The sequence below is a fragment of the Bacillus cereus group sp. BfR-BA-01523 genome (genome assembly GCF_022662615.1).
Classification (GTDB): Bacteria; Bacillota; Bacilli; order Bacillales; family Bacillaceae_G; genus Bacillus_A; species Bacillus_A mycoides.
The window spans coordinates 1-22,462 of record NZ_JAKUDX010000014.1 but is presented as its reverse complement, the minus strand read 5'-3'; the positions used below and the strand labels follow the sequence as shown (position 1 = coordinate 22,462).

The following is a 22,462-nucleotide window of genomic DNA, read 5'->3' as shown; positions in this document are numbered from 1 at the left end:
TGTGGGAGAGGCAATAGTAATTACATCTGGAAAAGGCGGAGTAGGTAAAACTACAACGTCTGCGAACATTGGTACAGCCCTTGCGTTATCTGGAAAAAAAGTGTGTTTAATTGATACAGATATCGGTTTACGCAATTTAGACGTAGTAATGGGGCTAGAAAATCGTATTGTATTTGATCTTGTTGATGTCGTTGAAGGGCGTTGTCGTTTACCTCAGGCTCTTATTAAAGATAAGCGTTTTGATGATCTTTATTTATTACCTGCAGCACAAACGAGCGATAAATCGGCGGTAACACCTGAACAAATGGATGAATTAATACAAGTATTACGTCAAGATTATGATTACATATTAATTGATTGTCCTGCGGGGATTGAGCAGGGGTTTAAAAATGCAGTAGCAGGTGCGGATAAAGCAATCGTTGTAACAACACCAGAAGTATCCTCAATGCGTGATGCGGATCGTATTATCGGGCTTTTAGAGAAAGAGGATATTGAACCACCGAAACTTGTCATTAACCGTGTGCGTAGTCATATGCTTCATGAACAGGATATGTTAGACGTTGATGAAATCGTACGTACACTGTCAATCGAGCTTCTTGGAGTTGTCGAGGATGATGATGAAGTTATTCGTGCTACGAATACAGGTGAACCTGTAGCGCTGCAACCTAGTGGGAAAGCAGCAATAGCTTATCGTAATATTGCAAGACGCTTGTTAGGTGAGAATGTACCATTACAAGCATTTGAACAAGAAAAAGTATCGGTATTTACAAAGATGAAAAATTTCTTTGGAATCCGTTAAAAGCACTTCGCATAAATGCGGAGTGCTTTCTTTTTTCTTCGCATGAATATCTTCCTTCTATAACTCATACATATGTACAAACTGTATATAACTGTTTCTATTTGAATAAGGCTAACGAAAGAAAGGAGACAGTATGAAGAATAGACGTGTGGAAGAAATTAAAAAGCGGATTGCGAAAAGGAAAGCAGAGCAAGAATTGCTAGAAGAAGAGCGGTATTTTGCGGGGGGAGATTTTGATAGCGAAACGGTCTTTATTGAAGAGGGGGAGAAGGAAATTCATCCTCTATTTCGAAAAGAAGTTTTTCTCTTCAAAGTTTTGCTATCAGCAATATTAGTTCTTTCGGTTGCTATTTTATTTAAGAACGCACCTTCTTCTTTTGATGGTACTAGAGCTGTTACAGAAAAAGTTATGCAAGAAGAATTTCAATTTGCTACTATATCGAAATGGTATGAAAATCAGTTTGGAAAACCTCTCGTGTTCTTTTCTCCAAATGAGAAAAAAGAAGAGGCTATTCAGCAAAAGGATTATGCGATTCCTGCCTCTGGAAAGGTGATGCAAGGATTTCAAAAAAACGGCCAGGGTGTATTTGTTCAAACGGCTACAAATGCAACGGTGGAGTCAGTAAATGAAGGTATAGTTGTTTTTGCGGGCAAGAAAGAGGAACTTGGAAATACAGTTCAAATTCAGCACGCTGATGGCACGGAGTCATGGTATGCAAATTTAAATGATATGTCAGTAAAATTATATGATTACGTTTCAAAGAAACAAAAAATTGGAATAGTGAGTAATGATGAAAATAATAAAAATGGAAAATTTTATTTTGCAATAAAAAAGAATGAAAAATTTATTGATCCAATTCAGGTGATTTCATTTGATTAAATATAGGGATGTTTTCACGAAAATTTCTGTGCATCCGTTGTTTTGGGTTATTATTGTCATTGGTATTTTTACAGCACGTTTTAAAGAGTTACTATTACTATTTTGTATCGTTTTAGTTCATGAACTTGGGCATGCATTTGCCGCAGCATATTATAATTGGCGTATTAAACAAATTCAGCTTTTGCCGTTTGGTGGCGTAGTTGAGATAGAAGAACATGGGAACAAATCGTTAAAAGAAGAATTAATTGTCGTTATGGCGGGGCCAATTCAGCATATATGGATGATTGCGGTCGCTTACATTTTGTATAAAGCGGGCTGGGTAACTGACGATTTGTACCATTTCTTTGTATGGAATAATGTCATTATTTTAGGGTTTAATTTATTGCCTATTTGGCCACTTGATGGTGGAAAAGTATTATTTAATGTATTATCATATCGTTTTCCCTATTTACAAGCACATGAAAAGATGATGAAATTGTCATGTGTTTTTTTTAGTGTAATATTAGGATGGCAGTTACTTTGGAATAGTAATAACATTATGATGTGGGTATTACTCGTTTTTCTAGCGATTTCTTTATATCAAGAATGGAAACAAAGACGGTACGCATTTATGCGTTTTTTATTAGAGCGTTATTATGGGAATAAAAGAGATATTGAAAAAATAGCACCTATTGAGGTGAAAACGGAAGATCATTTATATACGATTTTCACAAAATTTCGCAGAGGATATAAACACTCTATTATCGTCCATGGAAAATATAAAGAGCATTATACATTGGACGAAAATGAATTGTTGTATGCGTATTTTGCTGAAAAACGAACAACCTCATCTGTTGAAGAATTAATTGGTTAGTGTTGACGACGACACTAACCTTTTATATTGTAAGGAAAAGAAATGAAAAGTGAGGAAAGAATTTTGAAGACGTTATATATTAACTACACTGGTTCGGAAAAGCGTGTTGCGATAGAAGAGAAGCAAAAAGTTGTCGAGCTTTTATGGAAACGGAATGAAGAGCAGGAGATTGTCGGACATATTTATGTTGGGCGTATCGTAAGAACAATTGCTGGAATGAACGCAGCCTTTGTAAATATCGGATTAGAAAAACATGCATATCTTTCATTTGATGATGTACCATCTTCATATCGCATACATGAAGGACAGGCGATACTTGTACAAGTTGTGAAAGAGGCAATTGATACGAAGGGGCCAAAATTAACGGCGAAGATAGAATTTACCGGAAAATATGTCGTTTACATGCCCTATGATGACATGCGCGCTGTTTCTCGAAAAATAAAAAATAATAAAAGAAGACAACAGTTACTGGGAATTGAAGTAGAAGGAACAGGTGGATACATTTTCCGTTCTGCTTCTGAAAAAGGAACAATCGATGAAATACAAGCTGAAATGCAAGGGTTGCAGCAGTTATATGAAGAGTTAAAAAGAAAAGAAGATCAAGGGAAGGCGCCCTTACTACTTCATCAACCAGCGACGTTTTTAGATCGTGTATTTCAGGAGAACCCAATTGAAACAATTGAAAAAATAGTTGTAGATACGAGAAGTATAGTAAAAGAATTAGAAGAAAAAGTAGGGAAAGAAAGAGTATCCTTTTATAATGAAAAATCTTCGATGTTTAACCATTTTGGAATAGATCGTGAAATCGAGAAAGCACTTCAAAAAATTGTGTGGCTACCAAATGGTGCCTATCTAATTGTAGAACAAATGGAGACGATGACTGTAATTGATGTGAATACAGGTAAATTTACTGGAAAACAAAATTTACAAGATACCGTATTTCACACAAATGAAATGGCTGCTGAAGAGATTGCTCGTCAATTAAGACTTCGTGATATTGGCGGGATGATATTAATTGATTTTATTAATATGAAAAGACGGGAAGATAAAGAGAAGGTAAGAGAGCGTTTAATGATAGCTTTACAAGATGATCGCACATATACAAGAGTGCTTGGGTTTACAGAGTTAGGTATTTTAGAGATGACGCGTAAGCGCAAGAAACATTCGTTACGTGACGTATTATTAGAAGAGTGTGCGCCTTGTAAAGCGACAGGTTACGTTATATCTAATGAAACAATTGCGTATGAGCTAGAGAGAGAGCTTATTACTTATGGTAATATAGAGGATGAAGCTGTATTGATTGGTGCTTCAAAAAAAGTACAAAAACATTTTTCACAAAAAGAATTACAAAAAAATATTCCATTTGAAATTTATTTCAAAGATGATATTATCGAAAAGTACGCTATTATCCGTTTTGGAAGTAAGAAAGAAATTGTAGAACGGAAAAAATAGTTAGCAGAACATTCATTGACAACAGTCAATGAGTCATGGTAATATTTTTATGTTATAGTTTATAGCACCTAAACTGCTATATGCTACAACCGCACAAGACAGGTTCCCTAAAGACATTTTATGTCTACCTCGTTTTTGGCGAGTCTTAGTAATTAAGAGGAGGTGCAAGTATGTACGCAATTATCGAAACAGGTGGAAAACAAATTAAAGTTGAAGCTGGTCAAGCAATCTACATTGAAAAATTAGATGTTGAAGCTGGTGAAACTGTTACTTTTGACAAAGTTCTTTTCGTTGGTGGCGAAAACGTGAAAGTTGGTAGCCCAGTTGTAGAGGGTGCAACAGTTACTGCGAAAGTTGAAAAACAAGGTCGCGCTAAGAAAATCATCGTTTTCAAATACAAAGCGAAAAAGAACAATCGTAAGAAACAAGGTCATCGTCAACCTTACACTAAGCTAGTAGTTGAAGCTATCAACGCTTAATTCTGGTTAAGATGATTAAGATTACGATAAGTCGCACGAAATTAGGAAGTATCCGATCATTTAAAATGACTGGACATGCCAATTATGCGCCACATGGACAAGATCTTGTTTGTGCTGGAACTACAGCGGTTGTGTTTGGTTCTATAAATGCAGTGGAAGAACTTTGTAATGTGCAGGCAACTATTGAACTCGGAAGTGATGGCGGATTCTTGACGTATGAATTGCCTAATGATTTAGACGTTCATACAGCAGAAAAAGCACAAATACTTTTAGAAGGATTGGTTGTTTCACTTAAGACGATTGAACTTGATTACGGAAAGTATATCCGTTTAATAGAAAAAGTGCAGGAGGTGTAACGTATGTTAAGATTAGATCTTCAGTTTTTCGCATCTAAGAAAGGTGTAGGTAGTACAAAGAACGGTCGTGACTCTCAGTCAAAACGTCTTGGTGCTAAACGCGCAGATGGTCAAACGGTTTCAGGTGGTTCAATTCTTTACCGTCAACGCGGTACAAAAATTTATCCAGGTGTTAACGTTGGTCGTGGTGGCGATGACACTTTATACGCGAAAGTTGACGGCGTAGTACGCTTTGAGCGTCTTGGTCGTGACCGCAAACAAGTGAGCGTATATCCTGTTGCTCAAGAAGCATAAGAACTCACGGAAAACTCTAACCTGAGTGCAGGTTAGAGTTTTTCTATATTAAGGGGTATCTAAATGAATGAAAAATGGACAATTATAGATGCGTTGAGCCACTCGAGACATGATTGGCTCAATCGTTTGCAGATGGTTAAAGGAAATCTTTCCCTTGGAAAAGTGGAAGAGATTCATAGGCTCATCGATCGTTTTGTCCAAGAAGCGAGACAAGAATCCAATCTGATGGGGCTATCAATGCCTTTATTTTCAGAGTGGATTTTAACATATAATTGGAAACAGCAACCGTGCTTATTGGAGTACGAAGTATTAGGGAAATTACATAACTTATCTCATCTAGATGAGACTGTATGTACATGGACGAATCAGTTTTTCTTAATGCTTCAGCATAGTTTAGACGTATATGTTGAAAATTATGTTTGTATCACAATTGAAAGTGACGCGGAGAATGCTCGTTTCTTTTTTGATTTTCGTGGAAAGCTAACGAATGTAGAAGAACTACAAACGTGGCTTGCGAACGAAAACAATAAATGGTATTCCATTTCTTATACAGTACGAGACGAAGAAGTCTCAGTTATATTACAACTAATCGAAAAAAGTGTGGTGAAATAATGTTTGTAGATCAGGTCAAGATATATGTAAAAGGCGGCGACGGTGGTAACGGAATGGTTGCGTATCGTCGTGAGAAGTATGTACCTAAAGGTGGCCCAGCAGGTGGCGACGGTGGTAAAGGTGCAGATGTTGTTTTTGTTGTTGAGGAAGGCTTACGTACATTAATGGACTTCCGCTACCAACGTCATTTCAAAGCTGATCGCGGTCAGCACGGAATGAGTAAAGGTCAGCACGGTCGTAAATCTGAAGATTTAATCGTAAAGGTTCCACCAGGAACAATAGTGAAAGATGAAAAAACAGGTGAAATTCTTGCCGATTTAGTAACGCATGAACAAACAGCTGTAATCGCAAGAGGTGGCCGTGGTGGCCGTGGTAATTCACGTTTCGCAACAGCGACGAACCCAGCGCCAGAAATCGCTGAGAACGGGGAACCAGGTCAAGAACGTGATGTCACGCTAGAACTTAAAGTGCTAGCAGATGTTGGACTTGTTGGCTTCCCAAGTGTAGGTAAATCTACATTATTATCTGTTGTATCATCAGCGCGTCCGAAAATTGCAGAATATCACTTTACAACAATCGTTCCGAATCTTGGTGTTGTTGAAACTGGTGATAACCGCAGCTTCGTTATGGCTGACCTTCCTGGACTAATTGAAGGCGCACACTCCGGCGTTGGACTTGGACACCAATTCTTACGTCATATCGAACGTACACGTGTAATTGTACACGTTATCGATATGTCTGGTCTAGAAGGACGTGAGCCATATGAAGATTATGTCACAATCAATAATGAACTAAAAGAATACAATATGCGTTTAACTGAGCGTCCACAAGTTGTTGTTGCAAACAAAATGGATATGCCAGATGCAGAAGAAAACTTACAAGCATTTAAAGAGAAATTGGGAGACGAAGTGAAAATTTTCCCAATCTCAGCTGTAACGAAACAAGGTGTTCGTGACTTACTATTTGAAGTAGCGAACTTATTAGAAACAACACCAGAATTCCCAATGTACGATGATGTAGAAGAATCTGAAGCAAGTGTAATGTACAAATTTGAATCTGAATCTAATTTTGAAATTACACGCGAAAGTGATGGCACATTTGTTATTTCTGGTTATGACATTGAGAAAACATTCAAGATGACAGACTTCTCACGTGATGAATCTGTACGCCGATTTGCTCGTCAAATGCGTGGAATGGGTATTGATGAAGCCCTTCGTGCACGTGGTGCAACAGACGGAGATATTGTGAAAATTCTTGAATATCAATTTGAATTTATCGATTAAGACTGCCGAAATATGGCGGTCTTTTTTTTCGTTATTTGAGTCCAGTGAAAACCCAATTCATATAGGTGAACTATAAGTCGATATAGGAAAAAAACCCCATTGATTAAAGTTTCAATTTATAATAGAAAAAGGAGTGATTTTAGAAGAATATTTTATGGGGAGAAAAGGAATATGTATAAAATATTAATTGTAGAAGATGATGAAAAAATTGCAGAGATATTAGAGGAGCATTTAGAAAGGTATGGATATCAATCTTTCAGAGTGAGCGATTTACGGCATATAAAAGATGAGTTTGTAAAAGTAAGTCCTCATCTTGTGTTACTTGATATTAATTTACCATACTTTGATGGCTTCTACTGGTGCCGCCAAATCCGCACTGTATCGAATGCGCCGATTATTTTTGTTTCTGCAAGAACAGGGGAAATGGATCAAGTAATGGCGATTGAAAATGGCGGAGATGATTACATTACAAAGCCATTCCATTTAGATATCGTAATGGCAAAGGTGAAAAGTGCACTCCGCCGCGGGTATGGTGAGTATGCTTTGGCCGCGGAAAGTGACTGCTTAGGTGTTAATGGATTGTTATTATTCCCATCACAGCACACAGTAGAGTGGAAAGGTCAACAAACGGAACTTACAAAAAATGAGTTTTATTTATTAGAATGTTTAATGAAACAAGCAAATCAATACGTGACACGTGAAGAGCTGTTAGAGGCTTTATGGGATGAAGTAGCTTTTGTTGATGATAATACATTAACCGTGAATGTAAAGCGTGTAAGGAAGAAACTTGAGGAGTTAGGCATTAAAAATGCAATTGTAACGAAACGCGGATATGGTTATGCACTTCTTACAGAGTGGGGCGAAGGGCATGAAGGTTAAAAATTACCTCATGGACCGTTTTTCTTTACTTCTTTCTTATATTATTAGCCTTTGTTTATTTGGGCTCGTATTGCAGTTGCAAAGCCTTTTAGAAAAGCGTTCGCTGGACTGGAGTACATGGCTATACGGACTGTTATTAGGGACAGTTGTGTTTAGTGTATACCTTATTTACGATTACCGAAAACGAAGTGTGTTTTTAAAGAGAATAGAACAGTATATTGCCGGTGGACATACATTACATGACTCTTTACTTATCGATACTTCTTATACGTCAGAGCAAGAACTGGTTGTTGAAGCGTTTACGCTATTAAGGCAGCAATATATGAATGAAGTTCATAAACAACATGCAAAAGAGCAACAGCAAATGATTTTCATGAATCAATGGATCCATCAAATGAAAACACCAGTATCCGTTATTGAATTATTGTTACAGAAATATGGTAAGGAACACCGTGAAGCAAGGGGAACGATTGAAAGTATTCGTGAAGAAAATAACCGTATTTTAAATGGGTTAGATTTAGCGTTACATATGGCAAGGTTAGATCAGTTTTCGAAAGATTATAAAGTAGAAGTAGTAAATGTTATAGAGGTCATTCGAGATATTATTAATGAAAATCGAAAGTCGTTCATTCAATCTTCTGTATTTCCGAAAATGATGTTTGAAGAAGAGACTTGTATGATTGCGTCTGATAGAAAGTGGCTTAGTATCGCGATGAGCCAAATTGTTGTGAATGCAATTAAGTATACAAAAATTTCAGAAGCAGAGAAAAAAGAAATTCAATTTCAAATTGAAGAGAAAGATCAAAAGGTGCTATTACATATTAAGGACAATGGAATCGGTATTCCAGAGCAAGATGTAAAGCGTATATTTGATCCGTTCTTTACGGGAATAAACGGCCGTAAAACAAGGGAAGCGACAGGTATGGGTTTATATATTACGAAGGAAATCTGCGGTAATTTACATCATGGAGTGTATGTACAATCAACTGAAGGGGAAGGAACAACAGTTACGTTCCAATTTGCAAAAGATGAAGAATATCATACATTAATGAGAAAAATGACAAAACTGTAAGATAACAAAACGTTTTGTAAGGGAAATCACTCGTTTCTTTTTCTTATTTTTCTTATAGTAAATGTAAGAAGAAAACACGTAGGGGGATTAGAAATGAGTGTTCTTGAAGTAAAAGGGTTAACAAAGGTGTACCAATCAAAAGGTTCAGTAGCGACGACTGCTTTAAATGATATAAATTTTAAAATTGAAGAAGGCGAGTTTGTAGGGATTATGGGGCCTTCAGGGAGCGGGAAAACAACGCTTTTAAATTTATTAGCAACAATTGATAAGCAAACTTCAGGCCATGTGCTTGTAAATGGTGAAGAGATTAATCAAATGCGTGCTGCAAAATTAGCGGAGTTTCGTCGTACACATTTAGGATTCATCTTCCAGGATTTTAACTTACTTGATACGTTATCGATTAAAGAAAATATCATTTTACCACTTGTAATGGCGAAGAAATCTGTAAATGAAATCGATGCGAAAGTGCTTGAGATTGCAAAGTTTTTAAACATCGAAGAAATTTTAAATAAAAAAGTATATGAAGTGTCAGGCGGACAACAACAACGTGCAGCAGCAGCGAGAGCAATCATTCATGAACCTACGCTAATTTTAGCGGATGAGCCAACTGGAAACTTAGATTCGAAGTCAGCAAAATCATTAATGAGCGCGTTGCAAGATTTACATGAACAAAAGAAAGTGACAATTGCGATGGTAACGCATGATCCAGTAGCGGCGAGTTATTGCGAACGTATTCTTTTCATTCGCGACGGAGAAATTTTCTCAGAAATACATAAGGGAAGAACGAAACAAGCCTTTTTCCAAGAAATTCTGGATGTACTTGCGATGCTAGGAGGAGAATATCATGAACTTTCGCCAGCTCGCGCTTAATAACGTAAAAGGAAATTGGCGTAATTATAAAGCGTTTCTTATTAGTAGCTGTTTATCGATTGTCGTATTTTTCATGTATGCTTCCTTCATTTATCATCCAGATGTCGTAAGCGGTAATATTAGTATGAGGGATATGATCTCAAAAGGGCTAGAATCGATGAATTATATTGTAGTCATCTTCTCAGCACTCTTTATTTTATATGCGAATTCAACATTTTTACGAGCAAGAAAAAAAGAGTTTGGTCTATTAACATTAATAGGCGGAACAAAATCTCAACTTGGCCGAATGATTATATTAGAACAGCTTATGTTAGGTAGTATTGCAATTGTAGTAGGTATTGGGCTTGGCATGCTTTGTTCAAAATTATTTTTCCAAGCATTAAGCGTAATATTGAAAATAGATAAAACACTTCCACTCGTATGGAATAGTAAAGCAATTCTTATTACAGCTGGTGTATACTTTATTCTATTTTTAATCCTATCATTGTTTAGTGTTTGGACAGTAGGGCGCTTGCAAATTATTGATTTATTAAGAGAAGCAAGAAAACAAAAAGTAGAACCTTTTGCATTTACATGGTTAGGTGTAGTTGGTATAGGATGTATTATTGTTGCATATGTACTTAGCTTCCAAGTGACATTTATGAATTTTATCATACTGTTTTTACCGATTGTAGGGCTGACGATAGGCGGAACGTATTTACTGTTTACACAAGGTAGTACAGTCGTATTAAAAGCACTGCAAAAAAGAAAACAATCTTTTTATACATATCCAAACATGTTCGTACTTAGCAATCTTATTTATAAAATGAAAGATAATGCTCGTTTTCTATTTGTAATTTCTATCATTACGGCGGTTGTATCTTCGGCAGTTGGTACACTGTACGTATTTTTTGAGGATATGAGTTATAAGGCAGTAACTAGTACCCCGCATGCTATTTCGTATGAGGAAAAAGGCATTCATACGCATAATGTCATAAAAGAAGGGAAAACAAAAGAATTAATAAAAAAACACGGATTTGAAGAAGCGCGAGAAGTAACGTATGTAAAACTTCCTGGAACTCAAAAAATCACGATGTTTAACAGTGAACATGAAGTACCGATGGCGATTGTTTCAGAAAAAGAATATAATGCTGAAGCACGTAAACAAAAGAGGGAGCAAGTTAGAGAAGTTCATAATGCACCAGGTAGTGCAACGATGGTCATAATGGATATGGCGAAAGATATGATGAAGATAGATCTTGCAAAACCATATGAATTTAAAATTAACGGACAAACGCAGTCTGTTCAATTAAATGAGCCAACTCCATTTTCTGTTTTTAATGATAGTGAATATCTCATTGTGAATGATCAAGATTTTGAGAAATACGCAAAGCTCGTACCAGATGAAGAAAAGACGAAATATTACGGTTATTATATAGAAGACTGGAAAAGTACGGAAGACCTTGTGTTAGATTTGAAAAAGGAAGTTGCACCAGATAAGCAAGAGGAATTAAATAACTCGGTGCTCGCTTATAAAAATATAAGAGAATCAGGAGCAATTACGATGTTTATCGGTTTCTTTGTAGCTGTACTGTTCTTCTTCTTCGCTTGTAGTATGACATACTTTAAATGGTTTAACGATAAAGAACAAGATCGTATTCAATTTAAATCGTTAAAGAGAATCGGTATGACAGATAAAGAAATTCGTAAAATTGCAATTCGACAAATGGGTGTTATCTTCTTTATCCCAATTTTAATCGGTACAATTCATAGTGGGTTTGCTCTTCATACGTTAGGGAAAATGCTTTATATCGATTTATGGAAATCAGGTGCGATTGTAATAGGGGCTTATATTTTAGCTTCTGCCATTTACTTTATGATCGCGCAAAGAGGATATTTAAAACACGTGAAAAGCTAGGGAAACCTCTAGCTTTTTGCCTATGTAGTAAGGTACAGGAGGACGATAGATGAACATTCGGCAACTGGCGCTACAAAATATAAAGGGAAATTGGCGTAATTATAAAGTGTTTTTCTTAAGTAGTTGTTTTGCCATATTTGCTTCTTATGCATACATGTCTGTCATTGTACATCCGTATATGCAAGAGACGATGTGGTATCAAAATGTACGCTGGGGACTTATCATATGTAACGTTATAATTATTTCTTTTTTCGTCATATTTATTTTGTACTCTACTTCTATTTTCATAGAAGCACGTAAGAAAGAATTAGGGTTATATATGTTAATGGGAGCGACGAAGTCTAACGTAATAGGAGTGATTATGACCGAGCAAATATTGATCGGAATTTTCGCTAATATTTTCGGTATTGGGCTTGGCATGATTTTTTTAAAACTCTTTTTTATGGTGTTTAGCATGTTACTTCGCCTTCCTAAAGAACTCCCTGTCATATTTGACATGAGAGCGATTGGTGTAACGTTTGTTATATATATGCTCGTCTTTGTTCTGTTATCTTTTATAAGTGCTTTACGTATATGGAATATAAAAATCATACGGTTATTAAAAGAATTTCGAACAGATAAACGAGAGAGGAAAACATCAAAGTGGCTTTGTTTATTCGGCTTTGTTTGTTTAGGAACGGGATATGCGCTAGCGCTACAAGTGACGATGCCAACGATAGCATTATACTTTTTCCCTGTGTCTATACTTATTTTTTTTGGAACGTATTTTTCTTTTACACATGGTGTTAGCCAATTGTTAGAAGTGATAAAACGAAATAAAAAGATTATGTATACATATCCGTATTTATTTATAGTGAATCAATTGTCACATCGAATGAAGGAAAATAGTCGCTTTTTCTTTCTGTTGTCTATGGCAACAACGTTTGTCGTTACGGCGACAGGTACGGTGTTCTTATATTTTTCTAGCATGCAAGATATGTGGCGTGGCGGAGGAGTACACTCATTTTCATACATAGAAAAAGGTACTTCTGCTCATGAGGTTTTCGAGAAAGACAAGGTTGAAAACTTATTACATCAATATGGATATGATAATTTTCAATATATGAGTTTTGTTGGAGTGTATGCATCCTTTCAGTCCAATAAGGGAGAAACAGAGGTAGCACCGCTTATAAAGGAAAGTGAATACAATCAAGAGGCAAGAAAACAAAAACAGAAAATGTATTATCCTAAAAAAGGAACAGTTACACTTGTCTATTATAATAAACGCAATTATCCAAATGTATATAATCAAAAAGAGATTCAATTGCAAGTAATGAATCAAGCGTATCCATTCGCATTTAACGGTCAGAAAGAAGGGATACAATTTAACTATCACCGTTCATACATTAATGGTCTGTTTTTTGTCATGAATGATGAAGATTTTAACAGTATAGCAAATACAATTCCGGATTCTGAAAAAATGATATATAGAGGTTACACATTACCAAATATCGAAAATACGAAAGAATTAAACGAAGCTTTACGGAAACATATGAAACAAGATGCAAATGATGCATTTCGAAGTAATATGGAGTTATATGTGAATATGAAAGAAGGCGGCGATATTACTCTATTTGTAGGCTCATTCATTAGTATATTATTCTTCCTTACTTCATGTAGTATCGTATATTTTAAATGGTTTCATAATATTGCATCGGATCGTAAGCAGTACGGGGCACTCTCTAAACTTGGGATGACGAAGGAAGAAGTTTGGAAGATTTCCCGTTGGCAATTGTGTATGCTATTTTTTGCGCCAATTATAGTAGGAAGTATGCATAGTGCAGTTGCGTTATATACGTTTCATAATACTCTCTTTATGGACGGTTCATTAAGAAAAGTAGGTTTGTTTATTCTGTTTTATATCGCTGCATGTATCATTTATTTCTTCTTCGCTCAAAGAGAATACAAGAAACATTTAGACTAGCGAATGCTAGTCTTTTTTAAATATTCGAAATTTACATAGAAGAATATAAAAAAGTATGGTATAACAGTAAGAAAACGAAAAAGAGAGGGAAAAGACGATGATTCGAGTAGGATATTTAGGACCAGAGGCAACATTTACAAATATGGCGGTGAGTCGTTTTTTTCCGGAAGCAGAGCATGTACCGTATCGAACGATTCCAGATTGTATTGATGCAGCCGCAAATGAAAACGTAGATTTCGCAGTTGTACCGTTAGAGAACGCCATAGAAGGTTCAGTTAATATAACGGTTGATTATCTCGTACATGAGCAGCCACTTTCCATTGTAGGAGAAATTACAGTGCCAATTCAGCAACATTTACTCGTACACCCGCAGTACGAAGGAGTGTGGAAAGAAGTATACGCCGTACATTCTCATCCGCATGCCATTGCACAGTGCCATAAATTTTTAAATGAGGAATTAAAAGGGGTAACCGTTCGCGATATGACATCAACAAGCGCTGCTGCACAATATGTGAAAGAACATCCTGAAGAAAAAATTGCAGCTATTGCAAATGAAGCAGCGGCAGAAAAATACGGATTAACAATTGTAAGGCGTGATATTCATACGCATAAAAACAATCATACACGTTTCCTTGTTCTCCATAAGAAAAAGAAAGCAGTACTCCCAAATAACGGAGAAAACCGAGGAGAGAAAACGACGCTTATGATAACGTTACCCGCTGATTACGCAGGGGCACTATATCAAGTGTTATCAGCTTTCGCATGGAGAAAATTAAACTTATCAAAAATTGAATCGCGCCCGATGAAAACAGGTCTTGGAAATTACTTTTTCTTAATCGACGTAGATAAAGCATATGATGACGTATTATTGCCAGGCGTAATGATGGAACTTGAAGCACTCGGTTTTTCTGTTACAGTGCTGGGGAGTTATTCTTCTTATTGGTTGTAAGGGGAGTGTTTGTCGTATTTTGTAGTTAAGTCGATATAATTTCGGTCACTAGTATACCGTATGATAGATAAATAGAATCCCACCTATAAATGGTGGGATTCTATTTATTTTAACTTCGCAAGACGATCCTCTAACTGACCACGCCAAATCTCGGCTAGTTCTGGAACAGCAAGAACCTTCTCAATGCCATCTTTATCTTTCCTATTATGAAAATAAATTTCGTTAGAGAACAAAACAGATACATTGTTTGATGGACGCTCTAGTAATGTAATTTTAGAATCTTTACGCACAGTACCTTCTTGAAGAACGCGGCATAAGTAGCCAGTATATCCAGTTGCTACAATGCGTGGCAAAATGCCAGGAATACCGAGACGTTTTGAAATTGTGCTACAAGGTACTCTCGCTTGTGTAACTTGAATGATTGCTTCGCCTAGTTGATATGTATCTCCGATGCATACATCACGCTCTAACATATTTGTTACGGTAATGTTTTCGCCAAATGTGGAAGCCGGAAGTGTAGTTTGAAATTCCTCTTCCCATAGTGCGTAATGCTCGTGCGGGTACACGCAAACTGCGCGATCAGGTCCCCCGTGGTGTTTTAAATCCGCTACATCATCACCACGGAATCCGTCTTTTGAGAGGAAGGCCTCTTCTGTAGGATCTTTACATATACCTGTTATCATTTCTTTATCTTCGCCATATTTCATTTGTTTCGGTTTACCGGTGCTAAAGTGAACGAGTTCAATTCCCATATTTGACCCCCTTTACAATTGATTACAATATTATATCACTAAAAAAGCACAGAGAATGATAAAAAACTCTGTGCTTTACATTAATAAACGAGAAATCCAGCGCGGTCTAGTGCCTCGCAAGCGGCATCTAATTTCTCTTTAGAATCTGCTTCAATTGTATGTAAGTGAATACCATCTGTTAGTTGCGAAAGATAGGAAGCGTTTGTGTTTTCGATTTTTTGTAAATATTGCTCTACATCGAAGCGATTACTTACCATAATCGATGCTGTTAAGTCGCCATATACAGGATGCTCAACTTTTACGTCTTTAATTGTAACGCCGTGGTCAACTAACATAGTAAGTTCTTGACGTACTTCTGCCGGTTTATGTTGGCATACGATTACGCGTTCAAAAGCTTGTTGTCTTGTTTGTGGCTTTAAATATAAATACCCTTGTGCAGTCGCAATAATTGGTTCATTTCGTGCTTTTAGTAAGGAAATGTCTTGAACGATAACTTGCCTACTTACGTTTGTCTTTTTAGATAGCTCATTCCCCGATAACGGTTCATTTGCAGCAAGAAGCCACTCGAGGATGAGTTGTCGTCTTTCTTCGCCTAAAATCTTTTTTTGATCATTTTGTTTCATTATGATTTAACACCTCTATAAAATTGATTTCCAATTGTGTGTAGTGCATGAATAGTTGTATCAATTTGTTCTTTCGTTGTGTGATGTCCGAAAGAAAAGCGGACATATTGTTTTGCCTCTTCATACGTTTTTCCAATTGCAAGCATTGTTTTTGAAGGGTCTTGTTTACCGACTTGGCAAGCACTTCCAGTTGAAATGGCTATACCATGACGGTTACATTCTAACATTGTATACTGACCTTCTATTCCTTTTATTGTAACCCCAATAATATGTGGTAAACAAGAAGTAGAATGTCCTTTCACTTCAATTTCTAGAGGAAGTGTTTGTAATTGCTCTAAAAAATAAGATCGTAATTGTTTAAAACGAAAGCTCTCTTCCTTTTGATTCTTTAATATATGCTCTGCGGCTGTTAAAAAAGCAGCGATTCCAGGAACGTTCACTGTACCAGGGCGAAAGCCTTTTTCATGAGAAGTTCCCGGAAATACTTGTTCCCAGCGAACTTGGGGATTTATATAGCAAGCTCCAACTCCTTTTGGTCCGTATATTTTATGGGCTGAAACAGAGAGGCTATCAATCTCCATCGCTTTAACGTCTATTGGAAGTTTACCAAACGTTTGAACACAATCCGAATGAAATAAAACATTATATTTTTTTAAAAGTGCTCCGATCTCTGCAATGTTTTGAACGGTCCCGATTTCAGAGTTTCCGTGCTGTATACTTGCTAGAGCAGTATCTTCTGTAATAGCTGCTTCTAAATCTACTAAATGAATTATCCCACTTTTATCAACAGGAATCTCAGTAATAGTATAACCTTGCGATTGTAAGGATTGAAAATAACTTCGAATCGATGCGTGTTCCATAGGTGTCGTAATAATGTGCTTTCCATTTCTAGCATTTAGAAGGGATTGAATCGCAAGGTAGTTAGATTCTGAACCGCCGCTTGTAAAGAATACACCTTGTTCCTTACCGCCAATCATTTCTGCAAATGTTTCTCTACAAACTTGCAATAAAGATGATGCGCTTCCGCCGATATCGTGTAAACTTTGTTCATTTCCGAAATATTTCTTTGCTGCTTCTACATATGTTTCTAAAGCTTCTTCGCTCATAGGTGTTGTCGCTGCATAATCTAGATATATCATCATGTAATTTCCTCTCTTCAGTAAGAGTGACATTTGTTTTCGTTTTTAGAATGGTAGTGAAAATAAGAATTGTAAAAAAACTCTTGTCATTATTTTAAAACTATGTAAATATAGGTGTCAAGACAGTTGGAAAGTGTAAAGTGGGAGGCAACAATTATGCCAAGTGCAGATGTCTTGATTATTGGAAGTGGCGTTGCGGCGCTTCGTGTTGCGAAAGAGCTTTGTCACGAAAAGAATGTGATAATTATCACAAAAAAAACAGGACGTAATAATAATACACATTTAGCTCAAGGAGGAATTGCAGCAGCAGTTGCTACATATGACGATCCGAGTGGGCATTTTGAAGATACATTAGTGGCAGGTTGCCATTATAACAACGAAGAAGCAGTTCGTTATTTAGTTGAAGAGGGACCGAAAGAAATAAGTAAGCTTATTACGAATGGAATGAAATTTGATGGGGATGAAAAAGGGATCCACCTTGGTAAAGAAGGGGCGCATCGAAAACGGCGCATTTTACATGCCGGAGGAGATGCAACTGGTAAAAATCTGTTAGAGCATTTAATACAAGAAGTAGTTCCGAACGTTACTGTCGTTGAGCATGAAATGGTGCTCGATTTTATTATAGAAAATAATAAATGCATAGGAGCTTTAACGCGAAATAGTGAAGGGAAGCTGAAGCGTTACTATGCTGATAATACGGTGTTAGCATCAGGAGGAATAGGTGGTTTGTACGCCTTTACATCGAATGATGAGACAATTACAGGCGATGGACTTGCGATGATATATCGAGCTGGGGGGGAACTTGTTGATTTAGAATTTGTACAATTTCATCCGACGATGTTATACGTGGACGGGCGATGTTGTGGTCTCGTTTCTGAAGCAGTCCGTGGTGAAGGAGCTGTCCTTATAAATGGAAAAGGACAGCGTTTTATGATGGATATACATCCCGGGAAAGATCTCGCACCGCGTGATGTAGTGGCAAGGGCAATTCATGAACAACTTCTTGCAGGTGAAAAAGTGTACTTAAACATCGAAACCATTCAAAACTTTGAACAACGTTTTCCGACCGTCTCATCATTATGTAAAAAGAATGGTATTGATTTAAAAGAAAATTCTATTCCGGTCGTACCGGGCGCTCATTTTCATATGGGCGGCGTGAAGACGAATTGTGACGGAGAGACGTCCATTTCAAACTTATATGCGGTCGGTGAAGTGGCTTGTAATGGAGTTCATGGTGCGAATAGATTGGCGAGTAATTCATTATTAGAAGGTCTTGTGTTTGGAAGACGAATAGGAAAACACATTTTAGCTAAGCCAGCAGAGAAAAGAAAAAATGTGCCGGAAGAGAGAGGGAAAAGTTTTATAGCTCTTAATGATTTACCGTTGAAAGAAGAAATACAAGAATGCATGATGAAATATGTTGGGATTGTGCGAACTGAGAAAAATTTATCATATGCTCAGAGATGGTTTAGTAGGTACGGTGTGCGAAATATGATCTTACAATATGGTGCACTTACAAATGAAGAGATAACGCTTATTAATATGTTAACAGTTTGTGAGCTTATAACAGTATCAGCTTTGCAAAGAGAAGACAGTGTTGGTGGTCATTATCGCATTGATTATCCAGAAAGAAATAGCGTGAAAAAAGAGATTATCCGAGTGAGAAGAAAACTACAACTTGTTTAATAAGGGGAAGAGGGATTTTATGAATACGTTAAAAGTTAAGGAAGCATTAAATCGATTTTTTCTAGAAGATATAGGAGAAAGAGATGTAACATCTCAGCTTATCTTTCCCGATAATGCACTTGCGAAAGGAACGTTTCTTGTAAAGGATACAGGGGTATTTGCAGGGTGCTTAGTAATTGAAGAAGGATTTAAATTAATTGATCAGAGAATTGAAGTTGAACTTCATAAAAAAGATGGGGATCTTGTAGAAAAAGGCGAAATAATTGCAACCGTGCAAGGCCCAATCGCATCATTATTAACGGCAGAGCGCGTTATATTAAACGTTATTCAGCGTATGAGCGGGATAGCGACGATGACACGTAAGGCGTTTTTTGCTTTAGATAGCAGTCATACACGCATTTGTGATACGAGAAAAACGATGCCAGGACTACGTATGTTTGATAAATATGCTGTAGTATGCGGGGGCGGATTTAACCACAGATTCGGTTTATATGATGGTGTCATGATTAAAGACAATCATATTGCTTTTGCTGGCTCGATTACAAAAGCTGTTACATCGGTGAAAGAAAGATTGGGACATATGGTGAAAGTAGAAGTCGAAACAGAGACAGAGGCGCAAGTAAGAGAAGCAGTAGAGGCCGGCGCAGATGTTATTATGTTCGATAATCGTACGCCAGAAGAGATTCGTGAGTTTTCAAAAATTGTACCAAGTGCCATCGTTACGGAGGCTTCAGGTGGTATTACAATTGAAGATTTATCAAAATACGGAAAAACAGGGGTAGATTATATTTCACTTGGAGCGTTAACACATTCAGTGAAAGCACTTGATATTAGTTTTAATATTGAGGCCTAATGAGAGTGGTTTAGAGGGGGAGAATCATAAATGGGTATTTTAGAGAAAGTTCAGCCAATCGAAGTAATGTTACCAGAGCGTTATCAAACGATGTCTACATTAGAGATGGAAGAGCGTGTCCGTGAAATTAAAGAAAAAATGGGGGCATTACTATTTATTCCAGGACATCATTATCAAAAAGATGAAGTGGTGCAATTTTCAGATGCAGCGGGGGACTCACTGCAACTCGCGCAAGTTGCAGCGAGTAATAAAGAGGCAAAATATATTGTGTTTTGTGGTGTGCACTTTATGGCAGAAACGGCAGATATGTTAACGACAGATGATCAAATTGTCATCTTACCAGATATGCGTGCCGGCTGTTCTATGGCAGATATGGCAGATATTGAACAAACAGAAAGAGCGTGGAAAGAGCTCGCGAAATTATTTGGGGATACGATGATTCCATTAACGTATGTAAATTCAACAGCTGCGATCAAAGCGTTTTGTGGTCGTAATGGAGGGGCAACAGTAACCTCTTCTAATGCAAAACAAATGGTGTCTTGGGCGTTTACACAAAAAGAGCGTCTCGTCTTTTTACCAGACCAACATTTAGGAAGAAATACAGCGTATGATTTAGGTATTCCGTTAGAAAAAATGGCAGTGTGGAACCCGCATACAGATTCATTAGAGTACGATGGAGATATAGAAGAAATTCAAGTGATTTTATGGAAAGGCCATTGTTCTGTTCATCAAAACTTCACTGTGAAAAATATTGAAAATGTGCGAAAAAATCATCCGGATATGAATATTATTGTTCACCCTGAATGTTGTTATGAAGTGGTTGCTGCTTCTGATTATGCAGGATCAACGAAATATATTATTGATATGATTGAAGCAGCTCCGGCGGGAAGTAAGTGGGCGATTGGTACAGAAATGAATTTAGTGAACCGAATTATTCAGCAACATCCAGATAAAGAAATTATTTCGCTAAATCCGTTTATGTGTCCTTGCTTAACGATGAACCGAATTGACTTACCTCACCTGTTATGGGCACTTGAGAACATAGAAAGAGGAGAACAAATTAACGTTATTCGTGTAGAGAAACAAGTAACAGAAGAGGCAGTTCTTGCATTAAATCGTATGTTAGAGCGCGTTTAAAGCAGCGGGATTTCCGTTGCTTTTTTTCGTACATATAATCATAACAAGGATGAAATAGGCATACATTGTGTTGAGGAAATCATTGCGGTTTTTCTATGCTTATTCCACTTCGAATCATATTGAAAATAGAAGAAGTGATAAAAGTAAAAGAAGTTAATGTTGTTTAGAAAGTGTTACTTCAAAGTGTTTTTACTTATAGATAAGTTATACAGGAGGGGGAAAATTTGAAAATTCATATCGTGCAAAAAGGGGAGACCCTTTGGAAAATTGCAAAAAAGTACGGAGTGGATTTTGAAACGCTAAAAAAAACAAATACACAGCTTAGCAATCCAGACCTAATTATGCCAGGGATGAAAATTAAAGTGCCATCGCATAGCGTTCATGTGAAACAACAAACTGGATCGGGTTCAGCGCCCCCGAAACAATATGTAAAAGAGGTGCAGCAAAAAGAGTTTGCATCAACACCAACGCCACTTGCAATAGAAGATGAAGATGAGATCACGTATCAATCAACACCTATTACACAACAACCAGCTATGCAACAAACGCAAAAAGAAATGCAGATAAAACCGCAAAAAGAAATACAGGTGAAGCCGCAAAAGGAAGTGCAAGTGAAGCCACAAAAAGAAGTGCAAAAAGAAATTCCGATTCAAAAAGAGAAGCCAGTTGAAAAGCCACCTGTCATTCAAAAACCACCTGTTGTAGAGAAAGTAGAAAAACTAAAACCTACTACGAAAGAAAACACTAAATTTTCTATCAATGTATTACCGCAGCCGCCGCAACCACCAATTAAAGCGAAAAAAGAATATAAAATTTCAGACGTAATAAAAAAGGGAAGCGAGTTAATTGCTCCTCAAATTAATAAAATGAAACCTAACAATGTCATTTCTCCGCAAACGAAAAAAGACAATATAGGAAACATAGTGTCACCGCAAGTGAAAAAAGACAATATAGGAAACATAGTGTCACCGCAAGTGAAGAAAGAGAATGTAGGGAATATAGTGTCGCCGCAAGTGAAGAAAGAAAATGTAGGGAATATAGTGTCGCCGCAAGTGAAGAAAGAGAATGTAGGGAATATAGTGTCGCCGCAAGTGAAAAAAGAAAATGTAGGGAATATAGTGTCGCCGCAAGTGAAAAAAGAAAATGTAGGAAGCATAGTCTCGCCACAAGTGAAGAAAGAAAATATAGGAAGCATAGTCTCACCAAACGTATCAAAAGAAAGTGTTATTATCCCGCAAGTAATACCGCCTAATATTCAAGTGCCGAATATAATGCCAATAATGGATAACAATCAACCACCAAATATAATGCCAATAATGGATAACAACCAAATGCCAAATATGATGCCAATAATGGATAACAACCAAATGCCAAATATGATGCCAATAATGGATAACAACCAAATGCCAAATATGATGCCAATAATGGATAACAACCAAATGCCAAATATGATGCCAATAATGGATAACAACCAAATGCCAAATATGATGCCAATAATGGATAACAACCAAATGCCAAATATGATGCCAATAATGGATAACAACCAAATGCCAAATATGATGCCAATAATGGATAACAACCAAATGCCAAATATGATGCCAATAATGGATAACAACCAAATGCCAAATATGATG

At 36.9% G+C, this 22,462-nt stretch carries 22 protein-coding genes and 1 other annotated feature; of the genes, 19 read left to right on the top strand and 3 right to left on the bottom strand.

Features of this window, described 5'->3' with window-relative positions; genetic code table 11:
* Window position 1 precedes the first annotated feature (1 nt).
* The 15 genes from minD to pheA all read left to right on the top strand — a co-directional run bounded on the left by minD (window position 2) and on the right by pheA (window position 14,638).
* Complete coding sequence (minD, locus tag MR066_RS23390) at window positions 2–799, top strand: septum site-determining protein MinD (protein ID WP_000503308.1); 798 nt, start codon at window positions 2–4, stop codon at window positions 797–799.
* A 133-nt stretch (window positions 800–932) separates the two neighbouring features.
* Window positions 933–1,679, top strand: coding sequence for a M23 family metallopeptidase (locus tag MR066_RS23385; RefSeq protein WP_002143261.1), 747 nt, complete (start codon window positions 933–935; stop codon window positions 1,677–1,679).
* Complete coding sequence (locus MR066_RS23380) at window positions 1,672–2,532, top strand: M50 family metallopeptidase (protein WP_242248683.1); 861 nt, start codon at window positions 1,672–1,674, stop codon at window positions 2,530–2,532. Before MR066_RS23385 ends, MR066_RS23380 begins: the two co-directional genes overlap by 8 nt.
* A gap of 42 nt (window positions 2,533–2,574) precedes the next feature.
* Window positions 2,575–3,984 (top strand): Rne/Rng family ribonuclease, encoded by a 1,410-nt coding sequence (locus tag MR066_RS23375; protein ID WP_242248681.1) that lies wholly within the window; start codon window positions 2,575–2,577, stop codon window positions 3,982–3,984.
* A gap of 77 nt (window positions 3,985–4,061) precedes the next feature.
* Window positions 4,062–4,140 (top strand) — a sequence feature (ribosomal protein L21 leader region).
* A 14-nt stretch (window positions 4,141–4,154) separates the two neighbouring features.
* Window positions 4,155–4,463, top strand: a complete 309-nt coding sequence (rplU, locus tag MR066_RS23370) for a 50S ribosomal protein L21 (protein ID WP_000270907.1) — start codon at window positions 4,155–4,157, stop codon at window positions 4,461–4,463.
* 11 nt (window positions 4,464–4,474) lie between these two features.
* Window positions 4,475–4,819, top strand: coding sequence for a ribosomal-processing cysteine protease Prp (locus MR066_RS23365; RefSeq protein ID WP_002138477.1), 345 nt, complete (start codon window positions 4,475–4,477; stop codon window positions 4,817–4,819).
* A 3-nt stretch (window positions 4,820–4,822) separates the two neighbouring features.
* Window positions 4,823–5,113: a 50S ribosomal protein L27 gene (rpmA, locus tag MR066_RS23360; protein ID WP_000944957.1), complete on the top strand. Its 291-nt coding sequence runs from the start codon at window positions 4,823–4,825 to the stop codon at window positions 5,111–5,113.
* 63 nt (window positions 5,114–5,176) lie between these two features.
* Window positions 5,177–5,725, top strand: coding sequence for a sporulation initiation phosphotransferase B (locus MR066_RS23355; RefSeq protein ID WP_002015377.1), 549 nt, complete (start codon window positions 5,177–5,179; stop codon window positions 5,723–5,725).
* On the top strand, window positions 5,725–7,008 hold the full coding sequence (gene obgE, locus MR066_RS23350; protein WP_002015378.1) for a GTPase ObgE: 1,284 nt from the start codon (window positions 5,725–5,727) through the stop codon (window positions 7,006–7,008). The genes MR066_RS23355 and obgE overlap by 1 nt, the downstream gene beginning before the upstream one ends.
* A 171-nt stretch (window positions 7,009–7,179) precedes the next feature.
* The gene (locus tag MR066_RS23345) at window positions 7,180–7,887 is read left to right on the top strand and encodes a response regulator transcription factor (RefSeq protein ID WP_002034150.1); all 708 of its coding nucleotides are present in this window, start codon (window positions 7,180–7,182) and stop codon (window positions 7,885–7,887) included.
* Window positions 7,877–8,959: a HAMP domain-containing histidine kinase gene (locus tag MR066_RS23340; RefSeq protein WP_242248679.1), complete on the top strand. Its 1,083-nt coding sequence runs from the start codon at window positions 7,877–7,879 to the stop codon at window positions 8,957–8,959. The genes MR066_RS23345 and MR066_RS23340 overlap by 11 nt, the downstream gene beginning before the upstream one ends.
* Before the next feature lie 93 nt (window positions 8,960–9,052).
* On the top strand, window positions 9,053–9,829 hold the full coding sequence (locus MR066_RS23335; protein ID WP_000114530.1) for an ABC transporter ATP-binding protein: 777 nt from the start codon (window positions 9,053–9,055) through the stop codon (window positions 9,827–9,829).
* Window positions 9,804–11,726 (top strand): ABC transporter permease, encoded by a 1,923-nt coding sequence (locus MR066_RS23330; protein ID WP_012261758.1) that lies wholly within the window; start codon window positions 9,804–9,806, stop codon window positions 11,724–11,726. The genes MR066_RS23335 and MR066_RS23330 overlap by 26 nt, the downstream gene beginning before the upstream one ends.
* A 49-nt stretch (window positions 11,727–11,775) precedes the next feature.
* Complete coding sequence (locus MR066_RS23325) at window positions 11,776–13,689, top strand: ABC transporter permease (RefSeq protein ID WP_215590215.1); 1,914 nt, start codon at window positions 11,776–11,778, stop codon at window positions 13,687–13,689.
* Window positions 13,690–13,786: 97 nt separating this feature from the next.
* A complete protein-coding gene (pheA, locus tag MR066_RS23320; RefSeq protein ID WP_002192473.1) occupies window positions 13,787–14,638 on the top strand; it encodes a prephenate dehydratase in 852 nt (283 codons plus the stop codon).
* A 104-nt stretch (window positions 14,639–14,742) separates the two neighbouring features.
* Here pheA and MR066_RS23315 read toward each other — a convergent pair whose 3' ends face one another.
* The 3 genes from MR066_RS23315 to MR066_RS23305 form a co-directional block, all read right to left on the bottom strand.
* On the bottom strand, window positions 14,743–15,390 hold the full coding sequence (locus MR066_RS23315) for an MOSC domain-containing protein (RefSeq protein WP_215551648.1): 648 nt from the start codon (window positions 15,388–15,390) through the stop codon (window positions 14,743–14,745).
* A gap of 80 nt (window positions 15,391–15,470) precedes the next feature.
* Window positions 15,471–16,013 (bottom strand): transcription repressor NadR, encoded by a 543-nt coding sequence (locus MR066_RS23310; RefSeq protein ID WP_002034157.1) that lies wholly within the window; start codon window positions 16,011–16,013, stop codon window positions 15,471–15,473.
* Entirely contained in the window at window positions 16,013–17,155 is a 1,143-nt protein-coding gene (locus tag MR066_RS23305) for an IscS subfamily cysteine desulfurase (RefSeq protein WP_002190770.1), read from the bottom strand. Before MR066_RS23305 ends, MR066_RS23310 begins: the two co-directional genes overlap by 1 nt.
* Before the next feature lie 153 nt (window positions 17,156–17,308).
* On the opposite strand from MR066_RS23305, the gene nadB reads away from it, so the two are divergent.
* The 4 genes from nadB to exsA form a co-directional block, all read left to right on the top strand.
* On the top strand, window positions 17,309–18,838 hold the full coding sequence (gene nadB / locus MR066_RS23300; RefSeq protein ID WP_242248676.1) for an L-aspartate oxidase: 1,530 nt from the start codon (window positions 17,309–17,311) through the stop codon (window positions 18,836–18,838).
* A 19-nt stretch (window positions 18,839–18,857) separates the two neighbouring features.
* Window positions 18,858–19,691 (top strand): carboxylating nicotinate-nucleotide diphosphorylase, encoded by an 834-nt coding sequence (nadC, locus tag MR066_RS23295; RefSeq protein ID WP_242248673.1) that lies wholly within the window; start codon window positions 18,858–18,860, stop codon window positions 19,689–19,691.
* Between the two features lie 30 nt (window positions 19,692–19,721).
* Complete coding sequence (gene nadA, locus MR066_RS23290; protein ID WP_242248670.1) at window positions 19,722–20,828, top strand: quinolinate synthase NadA; 1,107 nt, start codon at window positions 19,722–19,724, stop codon at window positions 20,826–20,828.
* Between the two features lie 224 nt (window positions 20,829–21,052).
* Window positions 21,053–22,462: spore coat assembly protein ExsA (exsA, locus tag MR066_RS23285; protein ID WP_242248668.1), on the top strand; the 1,410-nt coding region annotated here is incomplete at its 3' end.